Origin of the sequence: Streptomyces sp. P9(2023) (assembly GCF_032436795.1) — a bacterium.
Classification (GTDB): domain Bacteria; phylum Actinomycetota; class Actinomycetes; order Streptomycetales; family Streptomycetaceae; genus Streptomyces.
On sequence record NZ_JAUPWM010000021.1, the window covers coordinates 1 to 25,177 of the forward strand.

General features: G+C 72.9%; 27 protein-coding genes and 2 pseudogenes. 7 read left to right on the forward strand and 22 right to left on the reverse strand.

The window, feature by feature from the left end; translation table 11 throughout:
- Window positions 1–18 precede the first annotated feature (18 nt).
- Window positions 19–972 (reverse strand): NADP-dependent oxidoreductase, encoded by a 954-nt coding sequence (locus Q5762_RS24010; protein ID WP_315894290.1) that lies wholly within the window; start codon window positions 970–972, stop codon window positions 19–21.
- A gap of 116 nt (window positions 973–1,088) precedes the next feature.
- Here Q5762_RS24010 and Q5762_RS24015 point away from each other — a divergent pair, with 116 nt between their 5' ends.
- Both Q5762_RS24015 and Q5762_RS24020 read left to right on the forward strand, forming a co-directional pair.
- Window positions 1,089–2,141, forward strand: coding sequence for a helix-turn-helix domain-containing protein (locus tag Q5762_RS24015; RefSeq protein ID WP_315894291.1), 1,053 nt, complete (start codon window positions 1,089–1,091; stop codon window positions 2,139–2,141).
- Window positions 2,138–2,611: an RICIN domain-containing protein gene (locus Q5762_RS24020; RefSeq protein ID WP_315894292.1), complete on the forward strand. Its 474-nt coding sequence runs from the start codon at window positions 2,138–2,140 to the stop codon at window positions 2,609–2,611. Before Q5762_RS24015 ends, Q5762_RS24020 begins: the two co-directional genes overlap by 4 nt.
- 15 nt (window positions 2,612–2,626) lie before the next feature.
- Here the strand turns inward: Q5762_RS24020 and Q5762_RS24025 are convergent, their stop codons facing one another.
- Together Q5762_RS24025 and Q5762_RS24030 are read right to left on the reverse strand one after the other, a co-directional pair.
- Entirely contained in the window at window positions 2,627–3,535 is a 909-nt protein-coding gene (locus tag Q5762_RS24025) for a class I SAM-dependent methyltransferase (protein ID WP_315894293.1), read from the reverse strand.
- A gap of 61 nt (window positions 3,536–3,596) precedes the next feature.
- Complete coding sequence (locus tag Q5762_RS24030) at window positions 3,597–4,529, reverse strand: AraC family transcriptional regulator (RefSeq protein ID WP_315894294.1); 933 nt, start codon at window positions 4,527–4,529, stop codon at window positions 3,597–3,599.
- Between the two features lie 104 nt (window positions 4,530–4,633).
- On the opposite strand from Q5762_RS24030, the gene Q5762_RS24035 reads away from it, so the two are divergent.
- On the forward strand, window positions 4,634–5,479 hold the full coding sequence (locus Q5762_RS24035; RefSeq protein WP_315894295.1) for an NAD(P)H-binding protein: 846 nt from the start codon (window positions 4,634–4,636) through the stop codon (window positions 5,477–5,479).
- Here Q5762_RS24035 and Q5762_RS24040 read toward each other — a convergent pair.
- Window positions 5,436–6,302, reverse strand: a complete 867-nt coding sequence (locus Q5762_RS24040; RefSeq protein WP_315894296.1) for a class I SAM-dependent methyltransferase — start codon at window positions 6,300–6,302, stop codon at window positions 5,436–5,438. The genes Q5762_RS24035 and Q5762_RS24040 overlap by 44 nt on opposite strands.
- 24 nt (window positions 6,303–6,326) lie before the next feature.
- Complete coding sequence (locus tag Q5762_RS24045; RefSeq protein ID WP_315894297.1) at window positions 6,327–6,632, reverse strand: 4a-hydroxytetrahydrobiopterin dehydratase; 306 nt, start codon at window positions 6,630–6,632, stop codon at window positions 6,327–6,329.
- 91 nt (window positions 6,633–6,723) lie between these two features.
- Here Q5762_RS24045 and Q5762_RS24050 point away from each other — a divergent pair, with 91 nt between their 5' ends.
- On the forward strand, window positions 6,724–7,569 hold the full coding sequence (locus Q5762_RS24050) for a helix-turn-helix transcriptional regulator (protein ID WP_315894298.1): 846 nt from the start codon (window positions 6,724–6,726) through the stop codon (window positions 7,567–7,569).
- Here the strand turns inward: Q5762_RS24050 and Q5762_RS24055 are convergent.
- Window positions 7,559–7,978 (reverse strand): hypothetical protein, encoded by a 420-nt coding sequence (locus Q5762_RS24055; RefSeq protein WP_315894299.1) that lies wholly within the window; start codon window positions 7,976–7,978, stop codon window positions 7,559–7,561. The two genes, Q5762_RS24050 and Q5762_RS24055, sit on opposite strands and share 11 nt — an antisense overlap.
- 250 nt (window positions 7,979–8,228) lie before the next feature.
- On the opposite strand from Q5762_RS24055, the gene Q5762_RS24060 reads away from it, so the two are divergent.
- Complete coding sequence (locus Q5762_RS24060; RefSeq protein ID WP_315894300.1) at window positions 8,229–9,434, forward strand: low temperature requirement protein A; 1,206 nt, start codon at window positions 8,229–8,231, stop codon at window positions 9,432–9,434.
- A gap of 477 nt (window positions 9,435–9,911) precedes the next feature.
- On the opposite strand, the gene Q5762_RS24065 is transcribed toward Q5762_RS24060, so the two are convergent.
- The 14 genes and pseudogenes from Q5762_RS24065 to Q5762_RS24125 all read right to left on the reverse strand — a co-directional run bounded on the left by Q5762_RS24065 (window position 9,912) and on the right by Q5762_RS24125 (window position 20,867).
- The gene (locus Q5762_RS24065; protein WP_315894301.1) at window positions 9,912–11,708 is read right to left on the reverse strand and encodes an alpha/beta hydrolase; all 1,797 of its coding nucleotides are present in this window, start codon (window positions 11,706–11,708) and stop codon (window positions 9,912–9,914) included.
- A gap of 59 nt (window positions 11,709–11,767) precedes the next feature.
- The gene (locus tag Q5762_RS24070; RefSeq protein WP_315894302.1) at window positions 11,768–11,920 is read right to left on the reverse strand and encodes a hypothetical protein; all 153 of its coding nucleotides are present in this window, start codon (window positions 11,918–11,920) and stop codon (window positions 11,768–11,770) included.
- Between the two features lie 51 nt (window positions 11,921–11,971).
- Window positions 11,972–12,337 carry a hypothetical protein gene (locus Q5762_RS24075; RefSeq protein ID WP_315894303.1) on the reverse strand — a complete coding sequence of 122 codons (366 nt, stop codon included), beginning with the start codon at window positions 12,335–12,337 and terminating at the stop codon, window positions 11,972–11,974.
- 66 nt (window positions 12,338–12,403) lie between these two features.
- Window positions 12,404–13,402 (reverse strand): annotated as a pseudogene (locus tag Q5762_RS24080) (amino acid permease); the annotation flags it as partial.
- Window positions 13,403–13,523: 121 nt separating this feature from the next.
- Window positions 13,524–14,573 (reverse strand): methyltransferase domain-containing protein, encoded by a 1,050-nt coding sequence (locus Q5762_RS24085; protein WP_315894304.1) that lies wholly within the window; start codon window positions 14,571–14,573, stop codon window positions 13,524–13,526.
- Window positions 14,574–14,699: 126 nt separating this feature from the next.
- Window positions 14,700–14,843, reverse strand: coding sequence for a hypothetical protein (locus Q5762_RS24090; protein ID WP_315894305.1), 144 nt, complete (start codon window positions 14,841–14,843; stop codon window positions 14,700–14,702).
- Between the two features lie 751 nt (window positions 14,844–15,594).
- Entirely contained in the window at window positions 15,595–16,443 is an 849-nt protein-coding gene (locus Q5762_RS24095; RefSeq protein WP_315894306.1) for a helix-turn-helix transcriptional regulator, read from the reverse strand.
- Window positions 16,444–16,456: 13 nt separating this feature from the next.
- Entirely contained in the window at window positions 16,457–16,981 is a 525-nt protein-coding gene (locus Q5762_RS24100; protein WP_315894307.1) for a DUF6879 family protein, read from the reverse strand.
- On the reverse strand, window positions 16,953–17,195 hold the full coding sequence (locus Q5762_RS24105; protein WP_315894386.1) for a hypothetical protein: 243 nt from the start codon (window positions 17,193–17,195) through the stop codon (window positions 16,953–16,955). The genes Q5762_RS24100 and Q5762_RS24105 overlap by 29 nt, the downstream gene beginning before the upstream one ends.
- A gap of 121 nt (window positions 17,196–17,316) precedes the next feature.
- Window positions 17,317–17,514: a hypothetical protein gene (locus tag Q5762_RS24110; RefSeq protein WP_315894308.1), complete on the reverse strand. Its 198-nt coding sequence runs from the start codon at window positions 17,512–17,514 to the stop codon at window positions 17,317–17,319.
- Entirely contained in the window at window positions 17,484–17,813 is a 330-nt protein-coding gene (locus tag Q5762_RS40030; RefSeq protein WP_399495254.1) for a recombinase family protein, read from the reverse strand. Before Q5762_RS40030 ends, Q5762_RS24110 begins: the two co-directional genes overlap by 31 nt.
- Before the next feature lie 65 nt (window positions 17,814–17,878).
- A pseudogene (locus Q5762_RS24115) lies at window positions 17,879–18,181 on the reverse strand (amino acid permease); the annotation flags it as partial.
- A 68-nt stretch (window positions 18,182–18,249) separates the two neighbouring features.
- Window positions 18,250–20,373, reverse strand: coding sequence for a phage holin family protein (locus tag Q5762_RS24120; protein WP_315894309.1), 2,124 nt, complete (start codon window positions 20,371–20,373; stop codon window positions 18,250–18,252).
- Window positions 20,374–20,462: 89 nt separating this feature from the next.
- Window positions 20,463–20,867, reverse strand: coding sequence for a recombinase family protein (locus Q5762_RS24125; protein ID WP_315894310.1), 405 nt, complete (start codon window positions 20,865–20,867; stop codon window positions 20,463–20,465).
- A 339-nt stretch (window positions 20,868–21,206) separates the two neighbouring features.
- On the opposite strand from Q5762_RS24125, the gene Q5762_RS24130 reads away from it, so the two are divergent.
- Together Q5762_RS24130 and Q5762_RS24135 are read left to right on the forward strand one after the other, a co-directional pair.
- Window positions 21,207–21,980, forward strand: a complete 774-nt coding sequence (locus Q5762_RS24130; RefSeq protein WP_315894387.1) for an MBL fold metallo-hydrolase — start codon at window positions 21,207–21,209, stop codon at window positions 21,978–21,980.
- Window positions 21,977–22,645, forward strand: a complete 669-nt coding sequence (locus tag Q5762_RS24135; protein ID WP_315894311.1) for a VTT domain-containing protein — start codon at window positions 21,977–21,979, stop codon at window positions 22,643–22,645. The genes Q5762_RS24130 and Q5762_RS24135 overlap by 4 nt, the downstream gene beginning before the upstream one ends.
- On the opposite strand, the gene Q5762_RS24140 is transcribed toward Q5762_RS24135, so the two are convergent.
- Complete coding sequence (locus tag Q5762_RS24140) at window positions 22,625–23,665, reverse strand: MBL fold metallo-hydrolase (RefSeq protein ID WP_315894312.1); 1,041 nt, start codon at window positions 23,663–23,665, stop codon at window positions 22,625–22,627. The genes Q5762_RS24135 and Q5762_RS24140 overlap by 21 nt on opposite strands.
- Before the next feature lie 133 nt (window positions 23,666–23,798).
- Window positions 23,799–25,034, reverse strand: coding sequence for an aminotransferase class I/II-fold pyridoxal phosphate-dependent enzyme (locus Q5762_RS24145; protein WP_315894313.1), 1,236 nt, complete (start codon window positions 25,032–25,034; stop codon window positions 23,799–23,801).
- Between the last annotated feature and the right edge of the window lie 143 nt (window positions 25,035–25,177).

A 25,177-nucleotide genomic window follows, 5' to 3' on the forward strand; every position in this document is an offset into this window, starting at 1 on the left:
ACTCGTACGCCCGCCCGGTCAGACGGTCAGCACGAGCTTGCCGCGCGTCCGGCCCGATTCGCCGAGTTCGTGCGCCTTGGCCGCCTCGGCCAGCGGCAGGACGGTGTCGACCTCGGGGCGCAGCTGTCCCGTCTCGACCAGCTCGGCGAGGCCGAGCAGCCCCGCGTAGTCCGGCTCGACCAGCGTGAAGCCGGTACGGATGCCACGCTCGGGCGCGGGCGCGAAGTCGGGCGAGGGCAGCGTCACCAGCGAGCCGCCGTCGCGCAGCACGGGCAGCGAGCGCGTGCCGTAGTCGCCCCCGAAGCAGTCGAGGACGATGTCCACGTCCCGTACGACCTGGGCGAAGTCGCTCGTCGTGTAGTCGATCGGCTCGTCCACGCCGAGGGAGCGCAGGAAGTCGTGCTTGGCCGCGCTCGCCGTGCCGATGACGTACGCGCCGCGCGCCTTGGCGATCTGCACGGCGAGGTGGCCGACGCCGCCGGCCGCCGCGTGGACCAGGACACGCTGCCCCGGCCGCAGGGCGGCGGTCTCCACGAGCGCCTGCCAGGCGGTGAGCCCGGCGAGGGGCAGGGCGGCGGCCTCGACATGGGTGAGACCGGCGGGCTTACGGGCGAAGTGGCGGGCGGGCGCGGCGACGTACTCGGCGTAGCCGCCGGCCTGCTGCGGGAACTGCGGCATGCCGAAGACCTCGTCGCCGGGCGCGTAGAGGGTGACGCCGAGCCCGACGGCCTCGACGACGCCGGAGACGTCGTAACCGAGGATCGGGGTCTCGCCCCACATGCCGAAGCCGCCGGAGGCGCGGGACTTCCAGTCGACGGGGTTGATGCCGGCCGCGTGGACCCGGACGAGGATCTCGGTCGGACCCGGCTCGGGGCGGGCGACCCGGGTCTCGGTGAGGACCTCCGGGCCGCCCCACGCGGTGGCGGTGACGGCGCGCATGGTGGCGGGGGCTGCGGTGGCGGTGTCGTTCATGAAGGGGGCTCCTGATGCCGGTGTTTCGTGCCGGTGTTTCCTGATGACCACCAGCCTCCGCCGGACCGGCACCACCCGGTACTGGCCGGATAGCCATGATGTGACAGAATCTGGCCATGAGCTCATGTGTGTCACCCCCACAGGGCGGACGGCCGGCTGATGTGCCGGCGCTCCACCGGGTCGCCGTGCTGGCCCTGGACGGGGTCATCCCGTTCGAGCTGGGCATTCCCTCCCGGATCCTCGGCGGCGCGCACACGGAGGACGGCCGGCCGCTCTACGACGTGCGCGTCTGCACCCTCGACGGCGCCCCGGTCCGCACCTCCGACGGCTTCTCGCTCGTCCCCGAGCACGGGCCCGAGGAGCTGGCGGCGGCCGACACCGTCGTCGTACCGCCCACGCACGAGCTGCGGACCCTGGCCGAGGACGGCCGCCTGGCGGGCACGGTGGGGGACGCGCTGGCCCGCATCAGGCCCGGTACGCGGGTGGTGTCGATCTGTACGGGCGCGTACGCGCTGGCGGCGGCCGGGCTGCTCGACGGGCGGCCGGCCACCACCCACTGGTGGGAGGCGGCCCACTTCCGCTCGCTGTTCCCCTCGGTCCGGCTGGACGAGGACGTGCTGTTCGTGGACGACGGGGACGTCCTGACGTCGGCCGGGGCGGCGGCCGGGGTGGATCTCTGCCTGCATCTGGTACGGCGGGACCACGGCAGCGCCACCGCCAACGCGGTCGCCCGGCACTGTGTCGTGCCACCGTGGCGGGACGGCGGGCAGGCGCAGTACATCGAGCGCCCGGTCCCCGAGCCGACCACCGCCACCACGGCGCCGACCCGCGCGTGGGCACTGGAGCGGCTCGACCGGCCGCTGACGCTGACCGAGCTGGCGGGGCACGCGCGGATGAGCGTACGGACGTTCACGCGCCGCTTCCGGGACGAGGCGGGGACGACACCCGGGCAGTGGCTGACCTCCCAACGGGTGGAACTGGCCAAACAGTTGCTGGAGACCAGCGATCTGACGGTTGATCACATCGCGGACCGGGCGGGGTTCGGCAGCGGGAACTCGCTGCGGCAGCACATGCGCGCCCTGGTCGGGATCTCCCCGGCCGCGTACCGGCGCGCCTTCCATCTGACGTCCAAGGAACTTACGGTCAAGGAACAGGAGTTCGCGCAGTGAGCGGTTCGAACGGTTCACCCACGCCCGTCGAGGAGGGTCTCTACCGGGTACGGAACGTGGCCAGCGGGCTGCTCCTGGAGGTGTACGGAGGGTCGGGCCGCAGCGGCGCCAACGTGCAGCAGGGCAAAGAGAACGGCACGGCGGGCCAGCACTGGCGCATCGCCCCCGTACCGAACGGCGGCGGCCTGCACCACGTGGTGAACGCGGCCAGCGACAAGCGGCTCGACGTGGCGAACGCCTCGACGGAGAACGGCGCCAACATCCAGCAGTGGAAGGCGAACAACTTCGGCGCGCAGGAGTGGATCATCGAGCAGGACCTCCAGTCGCCGGGCACGGTCGCGCTGGTGAGTTTCATCAGCGGGCTGCTGCTGGAGGTCGAGGACGGTTCGATGGACGACGGCGGGAACGTACGGCAGTGGGAGGACACCGACTCCCCCTCCCAGTGGTGGCGGTTGGAGCCGGTGACCTGACCCGCGACGTGCCGCTCAGCCCTTGCGGGCGGTGTGGACCGTTGAGGCGGAGAGCATGAAGAGGTCCGTGCGCCGGTGCACGGAGAGCGGGTCCGCCGGGTCGAGGAGCCGGTCGAAGCTCGCCCGGTCCTCCGCGTCGAGCCGCTCGTCGAGCGGCTCGCGCAGGCGGGTGAAGTGGGCGACGATCCGGTCGCGGACGGCGGCGGGCACGGGCGCCGGGATGTCGGTGAGGAACGAGCGGGTGCCGCTCGGCGTGAGGCCCGCGGCGGCGAGCAGCGCCCGCCAGTCGTCCACCTCGTCCTTGGCGTCCGGGAGTTCGGCCCGCATCTGGGCGAACCAGTCGGCGTGCACGGCCTCGATCCTGGTCTCCAGGCCGGGTCGGCCGAAGCCGATGTTCGCGGGCAGGTGGCGGGCGTAGAGCCCGCCCTCCACGAGGGCGATCAGACCGCCGGGCCGCAGCAGGCCGGCGAAGGAGGCGAGCGCGGACCGCTGGTCGCCGATGTGGTGGGTGGAGTTGCCCGCCCAGATCAGGTCGGCCTCGCCCAAGGCGTCGAAGTCCGCGGGGAGTTCGGCGCGCAGGGTGGTGACGCGGTCGGCTAGCCCCTTGACCTCGGCGCGTTCGCGGGCCCGTTCCAGGAGCTCCGGGGTCGCGTCCACGGCGACCGCCTCGGCGAGCGGGAACGCCTCGGCGAGCAGGGCGGTGATCACCCCGGGGCCGCTGCCGACGTCGAGGATCCGGCGGACGGCGACGGCCGGCACGAGCTCGCCGAGCCAGTCGGCGGCCCGGGTGTAGAGGGGGCTGTGGAGTTCGGCCTGGCGCTCCAGGAGGGGCGCCATCGCGGCCCAGTCGAGGTGCGTGGCGTGGTGGTGGTGATGGCCGTGACCAGCGCTGTGGTCGTGATCGTGATCGTGGTCCTGAGTCATGGTGCCAGCCTGCGGGCGACCCACCAGGAGCGCGAATTTTCTTGCCGTTCCGGCAACAGGTTCATCCGCGCCGGCGGAACTCCTGCGGGCTGACCCCCCGGCCCCGCTTGAAGGCGGCGCTCAGCGCGAACGCGCTGCTGTAGCCGACCTGCCGGGCCACCGACTCGACCGTCGCGTCCGTCTGCCGCAGCAGGTCGGCGGCGCGGGCGAGCCGCCAGCCGGTGAGGTACGCCATCGGCGGCTCGCCGACCAGCTCGGTGAACCGGCGGGCGAGCCCGGCGCGCGAGGCGCCCGCCTTCGCGGCGAGCGAGGCGACCGTCCAGGGGTGGGCGGGGTCGTCCTGCAGGAGGCGCAGGGCGCGCCCGACGAGCGGGTCGGCCATGGCCCGGTACCAGGCGGGGGCCCGCGCGTCCGGCCGGGAGAACCAGGCCCGGACGGCGGCGATCAGGAGCAGGTCCAGGACCCGGTCGAGGACGACGCTCTGGCCTGGTTCGTCGCGGGCGATCTCCTCGTCGAGGAACGGCATCAGGGGGCAGTTCCACACCTCGGCGGGCAGGTGGAGCAGGGTCGGCAGCGCGTCGAGGAGGCGGCGGCTGACCTCGCCGTCCATCTGGTAGGTGCCGACGAGCACGGTGGTGGCGCCGTCGAGGGCGTTGCCCCAGGTCCGTACGCCCAGGTGCATCGACTCGGCGAGCGGCTCCCCGCTCAGGGTGGTGCAGACGCCGCCGGGGCCGATCATCGCGCGGGGCGGGGCGTCGGGGGCGTCGGCGACGGTGTACGGCTCCGGGCCGCGCGCGATGGCGATGTCGCCGGGGCGCAGCAGGACGGGGTCGCCCTGCTCGGGGACGATCCAGGCCTCGCCGTCGGTGACGCACATCAGGCAGAGCGGCGCGCGGTCCTCGATCCGTACGGACCACGGCGGCTCCATGATCATCCGGAGCAGGAAGGCCCCTTTGGCCCGTGGTCCGTCGAGGAGTCCGGCGAGAGCGTCCATGTTCCGCAAGGGTAGACGGGCGGCTCGGCGCGTGTGGACGCACGCGTATGGGAGTGAGTCCATGGAGCATGGGAAGCCGGGCCGGAGCGGGCGAGTCTTGAGCCATGAAGACGAACACGAACGAGACGCAGACGGTTCTGGTGACGAGCGCGACCGGCAAGACGGGCCGGCGGGTGGCCGAGCGGCTGGCGGCCCGGGGCGCGACGGTGCGGGCGGGCTCCCGGTCCGGCACGACCCGCTTCGACTGGGAGGACGTGGGTACCTGGGGGCAGGCCCTGCGGGGCGCGGACGCCGCGTACGTGAACTACTACCCGGACCTCGCCGCGCCGGGCGCGGCCGAGGCGATGCGGACCTTCGGCGAACTGGCGGCGAGGAACGGCGTACGACGCCTCACGCTGCTGTCCGGGCGCGGCGAGCCGGAAGCGGTCAGGGCGGAGGAGGCGCTGCGGGAGTCGCTCCGCGCGTCGGGCGCCGAACTCACCGTCGTACGGGCCTCGTTCTTCGCGCAGAACTTCACCGAAGGGGCTCTGGCGGAGGGTGTCGCGGCGGGCACGCTCGCGTTCCCGGCGGGCGGGACGGCCGAGCCGTTCATCCACGCCGACGACCTGGCGGACGTGATCGTGGAGACGCTCGCCCAGGACGGCCACGCGGGTCTGGTGCACGAGGTGACGGGCCCGCGGCTGCTGACCTTCACGGAGGTGGCGGCGGAGCTGTCGGCCGCCTCGGGTGTCGCGGTGACGTACGTCCCGATGAGCGAGGGTGAATACGCCTCCCTGCTCCAGGAGTTCGGCCTTCCGGCGCCGGACGCGCAGTGGCTCTCGGCGCTCTTCGCGATGCTGCTCGACGGCCACAACGCGTCGGTGACGGACGGCGTGAAGCGCGTCCTGGGCCGCGCGCCGCGCGACTTCACGGAGTTCGCGGCGGAGGCGTGGCGGACGGCGGAAGCGTGACGGCGGAGGCGTGACGCCGAAGCCGGCGCCGGGCGGCGGGAAACGGGCGACGAACCCGGGTATGGGTTCGGTCGCCCGTGACCGCCCGGCGGTAGGACACCAGCCGGTGGTCGGGGTCCGCGCGGGGGTGGTCCTGGTCCGGCAGGGCGGCGAGTTCGGCCGTGAGCGCGGCCGTCGTCTCCGGGTGGCCGTCGAACCACGAGGCGTAGTAGCCGCGGCGCAGGTTGCCCGCCGTACGGCGCGGGGTGGTGCCCTGGCCGTGGCCGGTGAAGCGGGTGGCGGCGGCCGGGGTGAGGCCGTGGGCGGCGGCGGTCGCGGTGATCCGGTCTCCCCGGTCGGCGGCCCGTTCGTGGGAGCGGTGCGGGGCGAGGACCCGGTCGATGTCGCTGCCGACGTCGTGGGCCGCGTCCTTGTCGACCGTGGCGACGAAAACGCCGCCGGGGCGCAGCACCCGGGCCGCCTCGGCGACGATCGCGGCCGAGAACGGGACCAGGTGCAGCAGCCATATCGCGCTGACGGCGTCGACGGAGGCGTCCGGAAGGGGCAGCCGGCGGGCGTCGGCGAGGACGACCCCGCCCGGGACCCGCCGACCGGCCCTGCGGGCCATGCCGGGCGCGGCGTCGGCGCCGTACACCCGCAGGCCCGGGCGGGTCAGGCGCTCCGTGACCAGGCCCGTCCCGCAGGCGAGGTCGAGGAGGGTGCGGGCGCCGGGCGGGACGAGGCGCAGGACGGCCCCGGCCGCCGCCTCGGCGCGCGGTACGCCACCGCGCGTCTCGTCGTAGCGGTCCGCCTCGGCGTTGTAGTCCAGCACGGTGTCCCTCATGGGGGAGAGCCTAGTCGGGCGAGGTCAACTCGCCCCGTGGCCTGGGGCGATGCCCTCGACCCGGGCGGCCAGCTCGAAGTCCTTCTCGGTGACCGCGGGTCCCGCGGAGTGGGTGTTCACGGAGACGGCGACGGTGTTGTAACCGAGCGTCAGATCGGAGTGGTGGTTCAGTTCCTGCTGGATCTGCGCCACGTGGACCACCATCGCGGTGGCCGCGAAGTGGTCTCCGAGGCGGTAGGTGCGGGTGATCCGGTCGTCCGCCAGGGACCAGCCGGGGAGCTCGCGCAACCGGTCCTCGATCTCCTTCTGCGACAGCGGCTCAGTGGGCATGTCCGTACTCCCTCCGGTCGGGGTTGCTGACCGTGACGATACGGTCCCGGGGACCCGATACCCGGGCCGACACCTGGGATAGCGTCGGACCATGACATCTGTCGCGACGGACACAGGGGCGGAAACCGGGGCGGGCAGTCGAGTGGGCACCGGAGTGGGGCCGCTGCTGCGCGGCTGGCGCGAGCAGCGGCGGCTGAGCCAGTTGGAGCTGGCGCTGCGGGCCGATTCCTCGGCCCGCCACATCTCCTTCATCGAGACGGGCCGCTCCCGGCCGAGCGAGCGGATGATCCTGCACCTCGCCGAGCACCTGGACGTGCCCGTACGGGACCGGAACGCGCTGCTGCTTGCGGCCGGTTACGCGCCCCGCTACCGCGAGTCCACGCTCGACGACCCGCGTCTGGAGACCCTGCGGGAGGGCATCGATCAGCTCCTGCGCGGCTACGACCCGTATCCGGCCCTCGTCGTGGACGGCTCGTACACGGTCGTCGGGGCCAACGAGAGCATCGGGGTGCTGCTCACCGGGCTGCCGGAACACCTGCTCACCCCGCCCCTGAACGCCATGCGGATCACGCTGCACCCGGAGGGGCTCGCGCCCCGGATCCGGAACCTGCGGGAGTGGCGGGGCCATCTGCTGGCCCAGATGGAGCGTCAGATCGCGCTGTCCCGCTCTGCCGTGCTGCGGGAGCTGTACGAGGAGGTGGCGGCCTACCCGCTGCCCGAAGGCACCTCGGACGCCGACGACCGCGAGGACCCGGAGCCGTACCCGTACTTCGCGCTGCCCCTGCGGATCGAGCACGACGGACGGGTGCTGTCGTTCGTCTCCTCGATCTCGACGTTCAACACCCCGATGGACGTGACGGTCGCCGAGCTGGCCATCGAGACGCTGCTCCCGGCCGACCCGGATACGGTCGCGTATCTGCGCTCGCTCAGCGGGTAGCGGCTGCCCGCAGGGCCGACCACTGGAGTCCGGCGAACCCGGCGACCGTGGCGGCCTGTACGAGCGTCCACACCACCCCCGCGGTGGTGGGCTCCAGCCAGGCGAGGAGCGCGACGACGCTCAGCAGGGTCCAGGCGACGTTGATGTCGACGACGATCTTGACCCCGAGCACCGGGGGCTCGGTGCGGCTCGCCGCCCAGGCGACTCCGGCGGCGTACAGCGCGAGGACGACGCCGAGTTCGAGGAGCAGCGCGGAGTCGACGCCGAACAGTTCGCCGAGCGGCCCGGAGGCGGCGAGATAGGCGAGCCCGTTGGCCCCGGTCACGAGGGCGTCGAGGGCGAGGAACCGGCGCACCATGGACTGCGGCCGGGTGGTGCGGGAGAGACCGGCGAGCAGGGCCTGGGACATGATGGATCAGCCTCCATGGGGACGTTTCTGCTGGTGGTGGGGGCGGAGCTCGGCCGGAGTGCGCCGGCCGAGTCCCGGTGGACACCACGATGCCGCCACGTTCGGCGCGGGTCGATTACGTCCGGGGTAAGGGGGATGCCCCGGGACGGGGGCGAGGGGGATGCCCCGGGCCGCCCCGGGACGGGGGCGCGCGTGGGTATTGTTCGCGCCGTGGCGGCGGGGGCCGCTTCCGGAACGGTGGGAGACGCACATGGCGTGGCGCAGGAATCCGGCGCGGATGGTGGCGGCCGGGGACGAACACCGGGTGACACCCGCGGAACTCTTCTTCGACCTGGTGTTCGTGTACGCGATCACCCAGGTCACCGCCCTGATGGCGGCCGATCCGTCGGCGGGGCGGGTGGCCGGCGCGATGGTCGTGCTCGCGCTGCTGTGGTGGTGCTGGTGCTGCTTCGCGTGGCTGGGCAATGTCGTACGGGCCGATTCCGGCGCGCTGTTCGCGGTGCTCGTCGTCGTGATGACGGTCGTCTTCATCGTGTCGCTCGTGGTGCCCGAGGTGTTCGAGGACGCGCCCGGCGGGCTCTCGGCCCCGCTGCTCTTCGTGCTCTGTTACGGCGCCGTGCGCATCCTCCATCTCGTCTCGTACTGGCTCTCCAGCCCCGACGACGCGGCCCTGCGGGCCACCCTGCGGCGCACGGCGATGCTGTCGGTGGCGCCGCCGCTGGTGCTGCTGCTGATCGGCTCCGCGTACACGGGGCGGGTCCAACTCCTGCTGTGGCTGGGCGCGGTGGTCATCGACTACGGCGGGATCTACGTCACGGGCGCGTCGGGCTGGCGCGTCCAGTCCCCCGGGCACTTCTCCGAGCGGCACGGGCTGATCGTCATCATCGCGCTCGGCGAGTCGATCGTGGCGATGGGCGTCGGGGTCTCCGGATTCCCGGTCACGTTCGCCGTCCTGGGCGCGGCGGCGGCCGGGCTGCTGCTGTCGGCCGCGCTGTGGGCGCTGTACTTCCGGCGCCTCGCCGAAGGCGCGGAGCACCACCTCGCCTCGCTTGAGGGTGACGAGCGGACCCGGTGCGCCCGGGACGTCTACACCTTCCTGCACCTTCCGCTGGTCGCGGGCGTGGTGCTGTTGGCGCTCGGCATGAAGAAGGTCCTTCAGCAGGTCGCCGACACCGGCCGCTACGGTCTCACCGAGCCGCTGCACGGGGTCGTGGCCTGGTCGCTGACCGGCGGGGTCGGGGTCTTCCTGCTCGGCGGCGCCGCGATCGTGCTGCGCACCTCGGGCCGCCGGCCGACCGTGCTCGCCGTGGGCGGCGTGTGCGCGCTGGCGTCCGGGGCGCTCGTCGGTCTGGTCCCGGCCCTGGTGGCGCTGGTGGTCCTCGCCGTCGGTCTGACGACGCTCGTCACCCTGCACGGCAGGGGCTCCGCCGAGCACAGCACCCCCACGGGCGGCTGAAGGCCCTTCCGGGCGGGGCGACTTGGCGGATCGCGTGACTCCGCTTCGCCGGTCCGGGCCGATCCGCCCCCCGCCACCACGTACCACCCGCTGCGGCCCCTGGTCCACCACGGCTATCTGCACCACGAGCTCGGCGCGTTCCGGCTCGGCCCCGCCGCCCACCGGCTCGGCGGTGCGGGCCAGGGGCACGGCGCGCGGCTGCCCGAGCGGTTACGCGTGCTCCACGAGGAGCTCGACGCGCCCGTGTACTACGGCGTGTTCGTGGCGGGCGAGGTCCAGCTCGTCCCATACGCGGACACCCGGGAGCGGCCGGCCGTCGAGGAGTGGACGCGGTTCCGGACCAGCGCCCACGCGCACGCGGTCGGACCGCGCGAGCGGCTGCGGGCCACCGCCCGGGAGCTTCAGCTCCGTCTCGAACAGGCGCTGCTCACCCAGGCGTTCACGGCCGTGCTCTGCCCCCGCCGCCCTTCCGGCCGGTCAGTACGCGGCGTCGCGGTGCTGGATGTAGGCACGCAGCCTGGTCGTGTCGGCGGCCGTCCAGCCGTCCGGCGGGGCCACCGCCGCCCAGCCGTCGACGGCACCGGCCCCGTAGCGGTGCCCGTGCGGCGCCTGCACTCCGTACGAGACGGCCATGTCGATCGAGGTCTGCCAGAAGGCGACGAAGGGGAACCAGTCGATCTCGGGGGTGATGTCCGGGCCCAGTGGGTCCGCGAGCCACTCCGGGCGCTCCACGAGGAGGTCCGGCGACCACCACACCACCGGGTCGGAGGCGTTCTGCAGATAGACCGCGCGCGGGAACCGCCAGCGGGCCGGGGGCCGGGCCAGGTCCGCCGCCGGGAACTGGGCGAAGCGGACCCGCTCCCCGCCCTCGTACTGCGGCCGCCACACCGGGCTGCCGGGGTCCCGGTCACGGCGGATCTCCTGGGAGGCCGGGGAGAAGTTCGGGGTGCCGAGCAGCAGGGCCCCGTCGGTGCGGGCGAGCAGGTCGTCGGGGCCGTCGAAGGAGGCCTCGACGGCGTACGCCCCGAGGCTCTCGCCGGTGACCAGGAACGTGGGGCGCCGCTCGGCGGGGAGCGCGTCGAGCCGGGCGCGTACGGCCTGCACGAGCGCGCGGGTGGCCTGCCCGGCCTTCTCCTTGTCGACGAGGAAGGAGACCCAGCTCGGCAGGTACGAGTACTGGACGGCGACGATCGCGGTGTCGCCGCCGTACATGAACTCCAGCGGCTCGGCCACGTTGGGGTTGACCCAGCCCGTGCCGGTGGTTCCGGCGACGACGAGCACCTGGCGGTCGAAGGCTCCGGTGCGCTCCAGTTCGCGGACGGCGAGCCGGGCCTGGGCGGCGAAGGGGCGCTCGTCCGTGAAGGCGGCGGGCAGCGCCGAGGGTATGTAGACGCGGACCGGGTCCATGGCGGGGCGGCCGCTCACGGCGGTGACGCGGGCGCGGGTGGGGACGGATCCGGTGAAGTTGCGGCCCTGGTAGCCGAGGTCCTGCCAGGGGATGAGGGAGCCGGGGCCACCGGAGACGTACCGGGAGACGGGTGCGTGGATGCCGTCCTTCGTGCCGCCGTTGGTCGCCTCGGCGATCCGGTCGGCGATGTCCACGATCCCCCGGTCGAAGACCACGTCCCGGACGCCGACGAGGACGGCGAGGGTGGAGAGCAGCGCCCCGACGGCGAAGGCGACGGGCCTGGGCAGGAGCCGGCCGAGCAGCCGGATCAGCCGGGCGGAGCCGAGCCGGACGGCGCGGGCGACGAGGAGGAGCGCGAGCAGCAGCGCGATCGCCATCAGCGCGATCATCGGCGTGTGCCAGGTGAGGGCGGGTTCCAGCCCTTGCAGGACCCGGAGCTGACGCTGCATCCGGGCGCTCTCGGATATCAGCCAGACCGACAGGGCCGGGGCGACCACCCAGTACGCCTGCCAGCACCGGGCCCGCACCGGCTCGCCCGGCCGGCCGCGCACGACCGCCCGGAACAGCCAGGCGGCGCAGGCGCCGAGCGCGTACCCGATGGCGGCGGTGATGCCGCCGACGACGCCCTGGAGGTACCAGGGGCGCGGGACGAGCGAGGGGGTGAGGGAGGCCCAGAAGAAGAGGGTGGCGGCGGTGAGAGCCGTCAGATCGGGCCAGCGGCGGATCAGGTACGCGGGGTGGGGGCGGTCCCAGTAGGGGTGGCGGGCGAGCGCCAGGAGCCGTTCGCCGGGCGGCCTCAGGCGGTCGACGAGGCCGGTGGGGCCGGCGGACCGATCGGGGGATGTGTGCCGGTCGGTCGAGGTCATCGGGTCAGCCTCGTGCACCGTGCGTCGTTCCCGCAACCGGCCCGCCGGGCGCCGGTGGCTCAGCAGGTGGGGTGTTCCTCCCGTGCCGGTGCGGGGGTGGGCTCCGCGGCGCGGGCCGGTGGGCGTTCCGGCTCGGTGGGCGCGCCGCGTTCGGTGCGGGCGGCCTCGGCGCGCAGCAGGGCGCGGAGGATGGCGAAGAGGTCGACGGGCATGGCGAAGCTCCTTGCGGTGGGTGGTGGTGTGCTGCGAGAGGTACGGGCCTCTCAGCAGCGCATCACCACACACCGCCGGAGATCGCCGGGCGGAAGGGGCGCGGGTACGGGGATCGGGGCGACGGGCCGGGCCGTCCCGGCCGCGGGCCGGTGCGGGTCGCGGGGGCGGCTGCCCCGGGGCCGGGAGCGGAGCCGCCGGGTGGCCGTGGCCTCGGCCTCGGCGACCTCGTGCGCCTCGCAGCCCGGGTCCGGCGGCTGGCTCGTGGCCGGGGGCCTGGCCTCCGCGCGGGCCGGTCCGTGAGCGCCCGCGGCCACGCCGAGCAGGGCGGCGAGCGCCAGCGCCACGACGAGCACGGCACGCCGCACCACGCCCGCCGGGGCGGCGGGTGCGGGGCGGGGCGCGGTGCCGGGGCTCATGGAGATGCGTACTGCCCCGGGGCGGGCCCGGTGTGCGGGGGCGGGCGGCGGATCCGCCCGGGCGGCCTACGCCGACACGCCCGAATTCACGCGCTCGGCCGCGCCGTCGGTGGTTGCGGTGCGCTCGGCCGCCGGCCCCTCCCGCCGCGCCTTGCGGGCCGACATCCACGCGTAGACGAGCACGCCCGCGAAGAGGAAGAGGACGCCCTGGTAGACGGCCGCGTAACCGGAGCCCGCCACCAGCCACATGGAGAAGCCGAACGCGGCGGCGGCCAGGACGCCGTCACGGATCAGCCGGGCGCGGTCGACGCGCTCGGAGCGGCCCGAGAGCAGGAAGTAGATCTGCGCGGCGGTGGACAGCAGGTACGGGACGGTGGCGGTGAAGGTGGTGACGAGGACCAGGATCTCGAAGACGCCCTCGGTGCCGACCGTGTAGTTGTAGACCGTCAGGAGCGAGGCCAGGACGACGGTCACGAGGACGCCGGCCGTCGGGACACCGCGCCGCTTGCGGGCGAAGACCTGCGGGAAGAGCCCGCCGCGGGCGGCGGCGTACGGGGTCTGGGCGCTGAGCAGCGTCCAGCCGTTGAGCGCGCCGAGCATGGAGACCAGGGCCATGCAGGCGATGGCGGTGCCGCCCCACGAGCCGCCGAACATGACGTTCACGGCGTCCGAGAAGGGCGCGGTGGAGTCGACGAGCCGGTCGTGGGCGACCGTACCGAAGACGGCGACCGTGCCGAGCAGGTAGATCGTGGCGGCGCCCAGCGTGCCGAGGACCGTGGCGCGGCCGACGTTACGGCGGGGGTCGCGGACCTCGCCCGCGCTGACGGCCGCCGACTCGACGCCCAGGTAGCTGAAGAGCAGGATCGCGGCGGAGGCCGAGACCGCGCCGAGCGCCCCGTCGCCGCCCGCCTGGAAGGGCCCGAGGTTGGCACTGTCGAAGAAGAAGAGCCCGCCGACGGCGACCAGGAGCAGCGGGACGAACTTGAGGACGGTCGCGATCAGCTGCACGGCCCCGACGTAGCGGGTGCCGGCGAGGTTGGCGAGGGCCGGCAGCCAGGCGGTGATCCAGTACGACCAGGCAAGTCGTATGGACTCTCATGCATAAGTTCGAGCTTCGACCTGCGGAAACGAAGAAGCCCCGGTCATCCTCCACGGGGGAAGAGGACGACCGGGGCAGTTCTGGGGGCTACCCGACGCGGGGCACCGAATGACTGGGAGAGTCCAGCCAGGCGTGCGCCAGGCCGCCGGCCGCAACCGTGATACCGAACCGCTCGAAGCCTGGGCGGCCCTGGAGGTGCCACCAGCTGTACGCCGACTGCACTTCGCCCCACAGAGTGCGGGGGCCGGACTGGTAGACCTCGAATTCCTCCGCGCCCGGTACGTAGTCGATGCTGGCCCACGACGTGACGGCCTTGTCCCTCAGCCACAGGGTGTAGGACCCGTCGTCGTACACCTCCGCCCACGGGAAGACACCCGCGGTCTGGAGGCCGATGGCGAACATGGGGAGCCAGTCGCCCAGTTCTTCCGGGGACGTGGACGTCATGGACTTCGCGCCATCGGCCGGCCACGGCTTGCCGCCCAGATACTCACGGACATGCGTGCGCTGAGTACGTTGCTGGCGAAGCCGCATGAATGCGGATGAGCCGACGAAGGGCCCTGACGCGCTCCCGTCCTCCCGGACCGTGAGGCGAACGACGCCCTCCCCACCGTACTCCGTGGCGTACGGGGCGACGATGATCCCGCCGGGCCGAACCTGTTCAACGATCGCGCGCGGAACCTGCCGCAGAGACGCGGTGATCAGAACGCGGTCGAACGGTGCGGACGGCTTCCATCCTTCGGCGCCGTCACCCACCACGGCCATAGGCGAGTAGCCTGCCGCGCCGAGCCGTGCGCGGGCCGTGGCAGCGTTGTCCGCGTCCACTTCGACGGTGACCACGTTGGGCGAGCCGAACCGTTCGGACAGGAGAGCGGCATTCCAGCCTGTTCCCGTGCCTACCTCCAGGACTCGGGAGCCAGGCTCCACGTCGAGTGCGGCAAGCATGGAGAACACCATGGAGGGCTGGGAGTTGGAGCACGTGGGGGTGCGGCCCTTGCCAGTGCCCGAGTGCTCACCGTCGTCCCACTGGGTCGTCAGGGACACGTCCGAGTAGACCGCCTGGCGCCACCGCGCCGGGTCGATACGACGGTCGATCGCGTCCGTCTGACCAGTGCCGCTTGCCTGACCGGGCCAGATCACGTCAGGGACGAATTCCTCCCGGGGCACGGGCCTGGAACGCCGGCAGCCAGTCGGAGGTGAGGCTCCCGTCCTCCAGGAGCCGGGCGGCCAGCCCTTCCGGACCAGCCGCCCTCACGTCGTGCTCCGTCACTTGTTGCCGCTTCCCTTGGTGTCGCTGTGGCCGGAGTCCTGGCCCTCCGAGCAGCCACCCCCGTGCTTGTTGCCGGAGTTGGAGTCATCCTCCCCACCCTTGACGATCCACGGCTGAGCACTGCGCTGATGCTGAGTCACGATGCGTTCCCCTTACTCGGTGGTCCCTTAGGGAGGCGGTCCCTAAGCCGTGTTGCAGGGCTTGCACGGGCGGGGAGTGGAACCGACCTCACCGGACCACGTCCCCGCCCGCTCTCCGCGCGCCGGCTGTTTGACGAGGTAGCCAACGCGCGGGCTGTGCCCGCTCCCCCGGTTCGGGACGTCCCCGCCGATGGGGGCCTACCGGGAGAGCGGAGTCTTGGGTTAGACGTCACGCACGACGACGGCTATGTCTTCGAACTTCCGGGCGAAGATGCCGTGCCCCGTCTCGCCCGTGTGGGCCATACAGTCGACCTCGACGGCTGCATGGTCGGACCGTGGGAATGCTTCCCAGTCGCACTCGCCGTGGAGGCAGCGAGCTGACGCCGTGACTTCCGCGTCCGGATGCCGCGTGATCCGGTGCGTCACGAATCTAAGGACCGTATGGGGGCTCACGGTTCCACCGCCGGCACGGGGGTGATGAGGACGCGGACCTGAGCCAACTCGGTTTCCGTCGGCGCCCGAAGTTCTTCCGGCGGGACGGCCCATTCCCGACCGCCACCCGGCGGACGAAGGTAGACGCTCCCCGGGTATCGGCCAGTTACCCGACCCAGCTTTCCTCTTGCGTCCACCGCGTACTTCCGGGTGGCTGGTCTCCATACTTCCTCGGCCATCTCTCACCGTCCCCTCGTGAGAGACGGTAGGGGTCCAAGAGAGACAGATTCCACGACGTTCTACAAGGTTCTACGCAACTTTAGGACGGCGCAGGGATGGCGCTCGCGATGATCCGATAGGCGTCCTGCCCGAAGACCGCAGCGCCAGTCATCTCGGACTGAGCAGTCACGTACTGAGCGACCTCCGTCGGGGCCGTAATCGTCAGCGATGCCGTCAGCAACTCCACGGAAACCTTTTCGTCGTCGTACACGGTGAAGGTCTCGACGGGCCACATGGCACCTGAGCCAGCCGGGACAATGCCGAGAGACACAGCGGGATAGCGGGCCGCGTCCAGGAGGTGGAGGAGCTGCTCCGTCATCACATCCGGGCCACCGACGGACCGTCGCAGGGCCGCCTCCTCGACGACGAAGGCGAACGTGCGGCCGGACTGATGGATGATCTTCGAGCGCTCAACGCGGGCAGATGCTGCGTCGGCAACGTCGTCGGGTGTGCCGTGGAAACGCGCAATGCTCTCCAGGAGTGCAACGGCGTACTCACGGGTCTGGAGGAACCCCGGGACCACGGTAGAGCTGTAGACGCGGAACTGGCGTGTTTGCTCGTACAGCGGAACGCGGGACTCCTGGAGCCGGCGAAGGCCTGTGCGTTGCAAACGGCGCCACTCCATGTACATGGAGTCGGCTGTTCGGTTGGCCGCAAGGAGGTCCGGAATCCTGTCCTCTGCGCCGCACGCGACGCACCACGCACGGATGTCGTCATCTGCCGGAGGTGTCGTGGCGCCCTGAAGACGAGAGACTTTTGACGGCTGCCAGCCGGTTCTAGCGGCGACCTCCCTACCCGTCAGACCAGCATCCCGCCGAATGTCGCGAAGTTGGTCCGCAATGGCACGGCGGGCGGCGTCGAGGGCTGTTGACGGGTAGGGACTCTGCATCAGAGTTGGTCGCTCAGATCCGGTATTCCTGGTGTGGGATGGCTCGCTCCCAGATGGCTTCGAACGCCTCTGTGTGCCGCTTCACGGTGTCCGCGGCGTCCTCCATGTGGTCAGCGACGAAACTTCCGTCGCCTCCGAAGAGACTGAAGCGGATGAGTCGGTCGTCGAAGATCCACAGGTCGTTGCCCGGGAGGAGCAAGTCCGATGCCAGGCGCCGGGGCAACCACCGCACGTCTTCGCCGGCTGCGAGGTTCTGTGGCGTGCAGGAGTGTTCGTACTGGATGTACTCACTGAGTGGTTCCGAGACGACACGAGCGCGTCGCATGACAACGCCACGGCCAACAGCTTCCGCGACCGACTGATGGAAACCGTTCCACCACGACGAGCGGTCGCCGTGGTTGTACCTCCAACCGTTACGCCACGCCGCGAAGTCAGCGTCTTCCGCCGCGACCCCGTAGGCGTCACGTGTCTCCAGGTGGACCGCAGAGCGCCGACAACCGGCGAGCAGCTCAGCGAACGGCGGTACCTTCAGCGGCATCGCACGCCTCCCTGATCTGCTGAACCATACGGGCGGGCAGCCGGACGACTGCCTCCGTCTCGGGGATCGACCCCGTTGCCAGACATTGTGCCTGGAGTGCCTCGTCCGCCTTCCACCCCTGGAACACGAACTCCCCCTTCTCCTCGTCGAGCCACACCGTGGGGCAGTGGTCGCCGTTGGTGTTGGGGTCCTTACCGAATGAGCGTAGGGCCATGATGTCCTCCGTCGTCACGCGGATTGCGCAATGTTCTACGACGATCGCGCGGCTGAGTCTTCGGGTCAAGGGCCCGTAGAAACAAGAAGAGCCCCCGCCGGATGACCGACGAGGGCTCTGCTCACGCTCCGACGAGCTGACGGCGGGCCTGCACTGCCTTGCACTCTTTCAGGTCGACCCGCCGCGTGTGCGGGGTCGGTCCGTCGTACTTCTTCACCTTGCCGTCGTTCGCCCACCCGCGGACCGTTTCCGGGGCGACGCCCAGCGCATCGGCCGCGTCTCCGTAGGTCACGAGAGCGGGCGCGTACGGCGCTTCCACGGGTGCAACGGGGGCCGCTTCCTGCGTTGCTTTGCCCAGCGTCCCAGATCAGCCATGTCCGCCATGGAGCGGACGGCCCTGTCAAGGCGCGCCCAGATGATTCCGTCGAAGTCGTCTGTCCGGTTGAGCATCCAGTTGCCCAGATCCGGACGGTCAGCCGGGCGAACCTTGACAGCACTGACGTCCAGGTCCGTTGCCCACCCTGCCTCTACTCCCCCAATCGCAGTGCGTGCCGCTGTGCTGGTCTCGCGCTGTCTCTCTGGCGACGTCGTTGCGTCAGTGTTGACGCTGAGTCGCACAGCCCCCAGGAAACGCGGGGGCCCCGTATAGGGGTACGTGCATGACGGTTGCGACGCTAGGGGCAGGCAGCCAGGAATCCGGCGAAGTCGCCGAAGGCGGCGCGGGCGTAGACGTACGGGCCGCCGGTCTGCGGGTGGCGGTGGGCGAGCCGGCCGAAGACGAGGGCGAGGGCGATCGCGCCGAGGGTCAGGATGCCGAAGGCGACCAGGCTGATCGTGCCGAAGGGGGCGACGGAGGCGGGCAGCAGGAAGATCCCGCCGCCGATGATGTTGCCCATGACCAGGGCGGTCGCGACCGGGAGTCCGAATCGCCGGGCGTGCCTGGTCTCTTCCGCGGGTGCGGGCTGTGCGGGTATGGCCGTGCCCATGGGGGGGGTGGTGCGCCTCTCGTCGTGCAAACCCGAACATGGTCCGGGAGCTGAGACGCCCCACCAAATCAGCCGTTTTTCTCCGGTACGACCGGGCCATCAACCGGAAGAAAAACTTCCGCATCGCTCGTGGACGGGGATATCTCCAGCGGCACCTGCGGGCCCGCGCACTCCCACAACCAGCGGCGCAGCACCTGGTGGAGCTGTTCCGCGCCCGCCAGATCGGTCCCCGCCGGGACCGGCTCCGAGAACGCCACGGGCGACAGCAGGAACGGATGCGCCTGCTCGCCGCCGAGGCCGCCGTGCGAGCCGATCTGCTCCTCGAAGGCGTGCACGGTGCCGCTCGCCGGGTCGTACATCGAGTTGACCATGATGTCCGCGACGTGCCGGAAGCCGTCCGTGCGCCGGACCGTGTCCGCCGCGCCCCGGCCGAAGACGGCGAGCGGACCGTCGTCGGCGAGCTCGGCGACGGGCACCTCGGCCCCGTCCCGCGCCAGCACGACCGAACCGTGCTCGGCGCTCGCCACCAGCAGGAACCCGATGCCCGGGTGGTTGGCGAGGGTCCGCAGGAGCGCGGGATGGCGGCGGTCGATCTCCTCGCGGGTCATCCGGTGCGGCACCCCGGGGAAGGAGATGAGCCCCAGGTTCCCGGAGGCCAGCACGATGGGGTCGGACGTGTCGCGCACGTGATCGCCCACCTGCTCGCCGTCCTCGTCCACCGGTCGGTGCAGCGCGCTGCGCAGGGCGTCGCGGGCCGCGTCCCGGGCCTCCGAGCCGCTGCGGGTACGCCGGACCCGGCGCGGTACGGGCAGCCCGCAGCCGGCCCGTACGAGATCCCGCAGGGTCAGCCCGTAGGCGCCCTCGAAGGTCTCGCCGGGGCTCTGGCCGTGGTCGGAGAGGAGCACGATCCGGTACGGGCGGGGCGCGTGCTCGGCGACCTTGGCGATCAGCGCGATCGACCGGTCGAGCCGGGCGAGGACCCGGTCGGTGTCGTGGCCGTGCGGTCCGGAGTGGTGCGCCACCTCGTCGTACGCGACGAGGTCGGCGTAGACGGCGGTCCGCCCGGCCAGCAGGTCGCCGATCACCGCCGCCACGACCACGTCCCGCTCCACGACCGTGGCGAAGGCCCGGACGAAGGGGTAGGTGCCGCCGCGCGAGACCCTCGGGGTCTCCTTGCGCAGCCGGGCCCGGATCGACTGGGCCACCTCGCGGACCGCCTCGGCGACGAACGAGCCCGCCGTGCGGACGGCGTTGGCGGGGTCGGAGAAGTACGCGAAGTACCCGGCGCGGGAGCGGTTGCGCCGCCCCCGGCGGGCGGCCATCGACAGGACCAGCGCGAGCTGGTCGGCGCCGCCGCTGAACAGGTTGCCCCGCGAGGCCCCGTCGACGCTGAGCAGCCCGCCGTCGCCGGTGCGGGCGATGGCGCGGCGCTGGAGCTCGACGGCGCTCGCGGGCCGGTTGGAGACCATCAGCCGGCCGGTGTCCTTCTCGTACCAGCGGAAGGCGGGCACGTCCTCGTTGGAACCGTGCAGGATGCCGAGCTGGCTGGCGCCGGTCTGGCTGGACCAGTCGGTGCGCCAGGGGGTGAGCCGGTGGCTGGTGTCGAGCCAGCCGGCGACGGTCGGCATCAGCCCGTCGGCGACCGCGTCGCGGAGCACCTGGTGGCCGACGCCGTCGAGTTGCAGGAAGAGCGTGCCGGGTGCGGGCTCGGGACCCCCGGTCACGGCCCGGGCCCGCTTGCGGTCGGCGAGCCGGTAGAGGCGGCGGCGGTAGGCGTCGTCGTCGCGTACCGCGAGGGCGGTGGAGGTGGCCGAGGCGACGGCCGACATGACGGCGGCGACCACGACCGCGGTCTCGGGATCGGCGGCGCCGCGCCCGTCGGGCACCAGCCAGAGCGCGATCAGCAGCAGCGAGCCGTTCAGGAAGAACACCAACAGGCCGAGGACCAGGGCCGGTACGAGCAGCAGCGCGCGGACGACGACGGGCCAGACCAGCGCGGTGAGAAGGCCGAAGGCGCCCGCGCCCCACACGGCCGTCACGGCGGTACGGGTGATGCTGTCGCCGTCGGCGGACTGGAGTTGGAAGTCCGGCAGCAGCCCGGCCAGCGCGAGCATGGTCAGCGTGGACACCGCCCAGACCACGACCACCCGCACCAAGGCGCTCCCAGCGGTACGCCATCGCCCGTCACCCACGCCTGGTTCACCTTTCACCCGTTACCTGCCTCAAGCGTGGCACATCACCCACGCGAAGCGAGGCGGGGCGGGTCAGCACCCGCCCCCGGTCAGCAACCGTCGTAGCCGGCGGTGGGCATGGAGAGCCTGCGGTGCACATCGGCCTTGCGGGCGGCGTCGTAGGACGGTTCGTCGAGCCCCGCCGTCTCCAGCCGTACGCCCCGCCGCTCGCACTCCGCGTGGAAGCCGGCCACGTCGGTCAACGCCCGGGCCAGGACACGTTCGTTGGGGGCGACGAAGAGGTCGACCTGCCCGGTGTCCACGTCCGCCCAGAGCGCTTGGTGGTCGGGCCGGATCCCGTAGAAGAGCAGCTGTCTCGTCACGACGTAGCCCTTGTCCAGGGCCCAGCGGGCGCACATGGCGTGCTGGCTGCGCGTGTCGACCAGGAAGGGGTCGCTGTCGAGTTCCTCGAGCGGGGTGAGACTGGCGATCGCCGCCACCCGAACGTCGTCCATGGGCCGACCCTACTCCGAACCGGGGCACCCGAGCAGGCCGCGTCCACCGGGCCCGCGCGGGGCTCACGGCGGCGAGGAGTAGCCACAGGTGTGGCAGATTTTCCAGCCGTCCTGCGTGACGGCCAGGACGCCCCCGCAGCGCGGACACTGCGCCGAATTGCAGGTCGTCCCCATCGTGCTCACCGCGACTCCCATCCCCTTGCTGACGGATGGCTACCCCCGCTTCCCACCGTAGACGCGCCGCGTCGCCCGCTTCGGACATTTACCCTCGTGACAGGCGGCCGAGCCTGGTGAAGGGTGGCGGCCGGGCGGAGGACCGAGCGGAAGGGCGGCGGGCCGGTGGAGGTCACCTGGTGGGGTCATGCCACCTGCACGGTCGAGGACTCCGGGGTCCGGTTCCTCACCGATCCGCTGTTCGCCCGTCGGCTGGCGCATCTGCGGCGGCGGCGCGGGGCACCGCCCCCGCCCGAGGCCGCGCGCGCCGAGGCGGTACTCGTCTCCCATCTGCACGCCGACCACCTCCACCTGCCCTCGCTGGCCCGCCTCGCCCCCGGGACCCTGCTGGTCGTGCCGCGCGGCGCGCCCGGAGCCGTACCGGGGCTGCGCAGGCTCGACGGGCGGGGGCTGCGGCTTGCGGAGGTCGGCCCGGGCGACACGGTGACGGTGGAGGGCGTGACGGTACGGGCCGTGCCGGCGCTGCACGACGGGCGGCGGCTGCCGGTGGGGCCGCACCGCTCCCCCGCGCTCGGGTATGTCGTCGAGGGCGAGGCGCGGACGTACTTCGCCGGGGACACCGGGCTCTTCGACGGGATGGCGGAGGCGGTCGGCCCGGTGGACGTGGCGCTCCTCCCGGTCGGTGGCTGGGGGCCGTACCTGGGGCACGGGCATCTGGACGCGGGCCGGGCGGCGCAGGCGCTCGTGGCGCTCTCGCCCGCCGCGGCGATCCCGGTGCACTACGGCACGTACTGGCCGATCGGGATGGACGCGGTGCGGCCGCACGAGTTCCACGCGCCGGGCGAGGAGTTCGTCCGGCAGGCGGCGCGGCTCGCGCCGAAGGTGGCGGTGCATCTGCTCGGTCACGGCGCGCGGGTGCGGCCCGAGGTCGCCCGGTGATCGATCGTCTGCTGGGCGCGGCCGGCGATCTGCCGCCGGAGTCGACACAGCAGGCCGTCGGCTACCCCTCGCTCTTCCTGCTGGTGGCCCTGGGCTCCCTGGTGCCGGTGGTGCCGACCGGGGCGATCGTCAGCTCGGCGGCGGTGGTCGCCTTCCACCAGTCGACCCCCCTGCCCCTGCTCATCGTCTTCCTGGTGGCGGCCTTCGCCGCGCTCCTGGGGGACATCGCGCTGTACTGGCTGGGGCAGCGCGGGGTGCGGTCGAGGAACGGCTCGCGGTGGCTGGCCGTGCTGCGCGGCCGGGCCGCCCCCGACCGGCTCGCGCGGGCGCAGGAGAAGCTCGCCACGCACCAGGTGTCGGTGCTCGTGCTGTCGCGCCTGGTGCCGGCGGGGCGGATCCCGGTGATGCTGGCGTGTCTGCTCGCGAAGGTGCCGCTGCGGCGCTTCGTACGCGGGGACGTACCGGCGTGTCTGGCCTGGGCGGCGACGTACCAGCTCATCGGGATCCTGGGCGGCTCGCTCTTCCCGGAGCCGTGGCAGGGGGTGCTGGCGGCGGCGGGCCTGACCGTGCTGATCAGCGGGGCTCCGGCGCTGTGGCGGCGGGTGCGGGGCAGCGGGCGTGGCGAGCCGGGCGCGGGCAGCAGGTCAGGGAGCGAGCACGCGTGAGGCGCCGACCGGGAGGTCCCAGAGGTTCTCGCGGGGCAGCCCGGCCCGCTGCCAGGCGGCCCTGACCCGGGTGAGCGGTTCGAGGACCGGCTCGGAGGAGAGCACGAACGTCGCCCAGTGCATGGGCGCCATCCGGCGCGCGCCGAGGTCCTGGAAGGCGCGGACCGCCTCCTCCGGGTCGGTGTGCACATCGCTCAGCCACCAGCGCGGGTCGTAGGCGCCGATCGGGAGCAGCGCCAGGTCGATGCCGGGGTACCGGGCGCCGATCTCGGCGAACCAGTGGCCGTAGCCGGTGTCGCCCGCGAAGTACACGCTATGACCGGCTCGGTCGCTGAGGACCCAGCCGCCCCAGAGCGAGCGGCAGGTGTCGAGGAGGGTGCGCTTGGACCAGTGGTGGGAGGGGACGAACGCGAAGCGCACGCCGCCCAGTTCGGCCGCCTCCCACCAGTCGAGTTCGGTGACGCGGCTGAACCGGCGGCGGCTGAACCAGCGCGCGAGCCCGGCGGGGACGAAGACCGGGGTGTCCTTGGGCAGCCGCTTGAGGGTGGGCGCGTCGAGGTGGTCGAAGTGGTTGTGGCTGATGACGACGGCGTCCACCGGCGGCAGGTCTTCCCAGCGGACCCCGACGGGCGTGATCCGGGCGGGGGTGCCGAAGATCCGGCGGGACCAGACGGGGTCGGTGAGGACGGTGAGACCGCCGATACGGAGGATCCAGCTGGCGTGCCCCGCCCAGGTGACGGCGAGGGTGTCGGGCCCCGCCTCGGGCAGCGGGCCGGGCGAGAAGGGCAGCAGCGGGATGTCGCGCAGACCCGCGGCGCCGGGGCGCACGGCGCCCTCGCGGGCGAGCCGGGCCATGGCGCGGACGCCGGGGAGCGGGGCGGTGAGGCGGTCGGCGAACGAGCGGGGCCAGTCGGTCCTGGTCCGGCCGAGGGGCTGGAGGACGGGCGACGGGGCGGGGGCGGTCCTGCCGTCGCGTACGGACTGCGGGGCCTGCGTCGGCCGTGCCGTCTGTTCCGTCATCTGCGGGCTCCGTTTCTACGCGGTTCGTCGGAACGGTCTCGTATACGGACTCGCAACGGACTCGCATACGAAAGCGAAGGCGGAAGCGGGTGGACGGGTACGGGCGGATCCACGGTGCGAAGTGCCCCGGCGGTCACCGGAGTTCCTCCAGGGCGGCTCCGAACTCACTCAACGCACGGGCCACGTGCGGCAATTCCACCGGGTCCGCGGCCGTGAGCGATTCCATCCGTTCCTCGTCGGTGGTTCCCAGGAAGGCACCCATGTCGAACCGCACCCGCAGGGCCCCGAGTTCGTCGCCGAAGCGGTGACCACCGGGGACGGGCGTGGCGAGCCGCCGGCCGAGGTGGTTCTCCAGCTCCATGGAGTCGGTGACGCCCCGCGCGGCGAGTCCGGCCCGCAGCGGTCCGAGGTCGGCGTAGAGGTGGCGGCCGGCCTGCGGCGGCCGGGCGAGCGCCCCGGCGGCGAGGACGGCGTGGTGGGCGGCGGCGGCCACGCGCGCGTGGAGGGCGGCGGCGAGGGCGGCCCGTACGGTGACGTCCTCCGGTTCGTCGAGGGCGTGCGCGGCGGCCGGGGCGACCGGCCCGGCGACGAAGGCGCCGAGCGCGGTGAGGACGTCGAGGGTGCGGGCGCGCGGGTCGGCGTAGCGGTCCGCGCGGTCCGGTGCCGCGGGCGGGAAGCGGGCGATGGCGCAGGGCCAGGCGGGCGGGGTGAGGGCGGCGCCCAGGTCGTACAGGACGGTGACGTCGTCGGGGCACATCTCGGCGGGGCTCAGCAGCACGGTGTCGTCGCCGCGTCGGTGCAGGGTGTCGCGCCAGGTCTCGTCGCTGATGATGTGCAGGCCCTCGGCGACGGCGGCCTCGCACGCCTCGCGGACCAGTTCCGGCGGGGCGACGGTGGCGGTGACGTCGTCGGCGACGGAGAGCAGAAGCAGCCGGGGGTGACCGCCCTCGGCGCGGACCCGCCGGACGGTTTCGAGCAGGGCGTACGGGTCGGGCACGCCGCCGCACTCGGCGGGGGTGGGCACGTGGTACGCGGGGCGGCCGAGGAGCCGGGCCTGCGGGGTCCACCAGGCGGGGCAGGGCCGGGGCAGCAGGACGTCGCCGCCGTGGGCGGCGATCAGGGCGAGCAGCAGGGACCGTGAGCCGGGCGCGGCGACGACGTCCTCGGCGTGGGTGCGCAGGCCGCGCCGCCACCAGTAGCCGCCGGCGGCCTCGCGGAGCACGGGCCCGCCGCCGGGCGGTTCGGCGGCGGAGCGGCCCGCGGCGGCGGCGAGTATCGCGGCGAGGCCCGGCAGCACGGGCAGACCGGGCTCCGGGGCGGGTGGTCCGTAGCTCACCGGGCCGCGCCCTTCCGGGGCCGTACGCCGCATCCTCCGCACCTCCGACCGCACCGCACTCCACCGCCGCCCCGCACGGCGCCTCCGTGCCCTTTATACGAAGGTTGGGAGGCCTTCGCCGCTCCAGCGGGCGCGGGCCGCACCGCCGGTACGGGGGTTCGGGGGCGGGCCTTCGG

Coding starts and splice junctions, on each gene's coding strand:
- Q5762_RS24010 (WP_315894290.1), bottom strand. CDS start 972: ATGAACGACACCGCCACCGCAGCCCCCGCCACCATGCGCGCCGTCACC.
- Q5762_RS24065 (WP_315894301.1), bottom strand. CDS start 11,708: ATGACCTCGACCGACCGGCACACATCCCCCGATCGGTCCGCCGGCCCC.
- Q5762_RS24100 (WP_315894307.1), bottom strand. CDS start 16,981: ATGCCGCTGAAGGTACCGCCGTTCGCTGAGCTGCTCGCCGGTTGTCGG.
- Q5762_RS24075 (WP_315894303.1), bottom strand. CDS start 12,337: ATGAGCCCCGGCACCGCGCCCCGCCCCGCACCCGCCGCCCCGGCGGGC.
- Q5762_RS24095 (WP_315894306.1), bottom strand. CDS start 16,443: ATGCAGAGTCCCTACCCGTCAACAGCCCTCGACGCCGCCCGCCGTGCC.
- Q5762_RS24015 (WP_315894291.1), top strand. CDS start 1,089: ATGAGCTCATGTGTGTCACCCCCACAGGGCGGACGGCCGGCTGATGTG.
- Q5762_RS24055 (WP_315894299.1), bottom strand. CDS start 7,978: ATGTCCCAGGCCCTGCTCGCCGGTCTCTCCCGCACCACCCGGCCGCAG.
- Q5762_RS24140 (WP_315894312.1), bottom strand. CDS start 23,665: ATGACGGAACAGACGGCACGGCCGACGCAGGCCCCGCAGTCCGTACGC.
- Q5762_RS24030 (WP_315894294.1), bottom strand. CDS start 4,529: ATGGACGCTCTCGCCGGACTCCTCGACGGACCACGGGCCAAAGGGGCC.
- Q5762_RS24035 (WP_315894295.1), top strand. CDS start 4,634: ATGAAGACGAACACGAACGAGACGCAGACGGTTCTGGTGACGAGCGCG.
- Q5762_RS24050 (WP_315894298.1), top strand. CDS start 6,724: ATGACATCTGTCGCGACGGACACAGGGGCGGAAACCGGGGCGGGCAGT.
- Q5762_RS24070 (WP_315894302.1), bottom strand. CDS start 11,920: ATGCCCGTCGACCTCTTCGCCATCCTCCGCGCCCTGCTGCGCGCCGAG.
- Q5762_RS24145 (WP_315894313.1), bottom strand. CDS start 25,034: ATGCGGCGTACGGCCCCGGAAGGGCGCGGCCCGGTGAGCTACGGACCA.
- Q5762_RS24045 (WP_315894297.1), bottom strand. CDS start 6,632: ATGCCCACTGAGCCGCTGTCGCAGAAGGAGATCGAGGACCGGTTGCGC.
- Q5762_RS24125 (WP_315894310.1), bottom strand. CDS start 20,867: ATGGACGACGTTCGGGTGGCGGCGATCGCCAGTCTCACCCCGCTCGAG.
- Q5762_RS24105 (WP_315894386.1), bottom strand. CDS start 17,195: ATGGCCCTACGCTCATTCGGTAAGGACCCCAACACCAACGGCGACCAC.
- Q5762_RS24025 (WP_315894293.1), bottom strand. CDS start 3,535: ATGACTCAGGACCACGATCACGATCACGACCACAGCGCTGGTCACGGC.
- Q5762_RS24040 (WP_315894296.1), bottom strand. CDS start 6,302: ATGAGGGACACCGTGCTGGACTACAACGCCGAGGCGGACCGCTACGAC.
- Q5762_RS24060 (WP_315894300.1), top strand. CDS start 8,229: ATGGCGTGGCGCAGGAATCCGGCGCGGATGGTGGCGGCCGGGGACGAA.